Consider the following 1,324-nt stretch of genomic DNA (forward strand, 5'->3'; position numbering starts at 1 on the left):
TTAGGTGGCGGTCGGTGAACACATTGTGTCGGAACTTCGTCACGAAGACCAAGTGGGCATGCAGCGCGAACACGCAGTGCCTGCCAGTCCGAACGTCCAGGGAATCGGCCATAGGCCAATGCTAGACTGTCCGATGTGCAGTTCCGGTACAACTACCGCGTTTACCCGACGCCCGGCCAGCAGGAAGCGCTGGCCCGGGCGTTCGGGTGCGCGCGGGTGGTGTTCAACGACGGGTTGCGCGCACGGCAAGCTGCGCGAGAGCAGGGGCTGCCGTACATCTGTGACGGGGACCTGTCGAAGCTGGTCATCACGGCGGCCAAGCGCACCCCGGAGCGCGAGTGGCTGGGTGAGGTGTCGGCGGTGGTGCTCCAGCAGGCCCTGGCGGACCTGAATGCCGCGTACCGGAACTTCCTCAACTCACTGGCGGGCAGGCGCAAGGGGCGTAAGGTCGCCCCGCCGCGGTTCCGGTCGCGCAAGGACAACCGGCAGGCGATCCGGTTCACCGCCAACGCCCGGTTCAGGGTGCTCGACAACGGCCGGCTTCGGCTGCCGAAGATCGGCGACCTGTCGGTGCGGTGGTCACGGGCACTGCCGACGGACCCCACCTCGGTCACGATCATCAAGGACGCGGCCGGACGGTACTTCGCCTCGTTCGTGGTGACCACCGCTGATGAGGCGCTGCCTGCCCTCGACGCCGAGGTGGGCATCGACCTGGGGCTGACTCACTTCGCCGTGCTGTCGGACGGCACGAGGGTCACCGCGCCGAAGTTCCTGCGCCGCGCGGCCCGCAAACTCAAGCGGCTGCAGCAGGACCTGTCTCGCAAGCAGCGAGGCAGCAGTAACCGAAAGAAGGCCGTCGTCAAGGTCGCCAAGGCGCACGCCCGGGTGGCCGACACGCGGCGGGACTGGCAGCACAAGCTCTCGACACGGATCATCCGCGACAACCAAGCGGTGTACGTCGAGGACCTGTGCGTCGTCGGTCTCGGCCGCACCCGGCTGGCCAAATCCGTGCACGATGCCGGCTGGGCGTCCTTCATCGGGATGCTGGAGTACAAGGCCGCCCGGTATGGGCGCACCTTCGCCCGCATCGACCGGTTCGCCCCGACGTCGCAGACCTGCTCGGCCTGTGGGCGGGTCGACGGACCCAAACCGCTGTCCGTCCGAGCGTGGGCCTGCCCATGCGCGGCGGTCCACGACCGGGACATCAACGCGGCCGTCAACGTGCTCGCGGCGGGACGCGCCGAGAGCCCAAACGCCTGTGGAGCGCAGGTAAGACCGGCACCCGTGCCGGCACCGCGCCGTGAAGCAGGAATCCGCCCGGGCG

At 68.6% G+C, this 1,324-nt stretch carries 1 protein-coding gene; it reads left to right on the forward strand.

Translation table 11 applies throughout. From position 1 onward, the window contains the following. Nucleotides 1-135: 135 nt before the first annotated feature. A partial coding sequence (locus IEY61_RS30855) for an RNA-guided endonuclease InsQ/TnpB family protein (RefSeq protein ID WP_189050868.1) occupies nucleotides 136-1,324 on the forward strand: 1,189 nt, incomplete at its 3' end.

It is taken from the genome of Micromonospora sonchi (assembly GCF_014646235.1).
GTDB classification, from domain to species: Bacteria; Actinomycetota; Actinomycetes; order Mycobacteriales; family Micromonosporaceae; genus Micromonospora; species Micromonospora sonchi.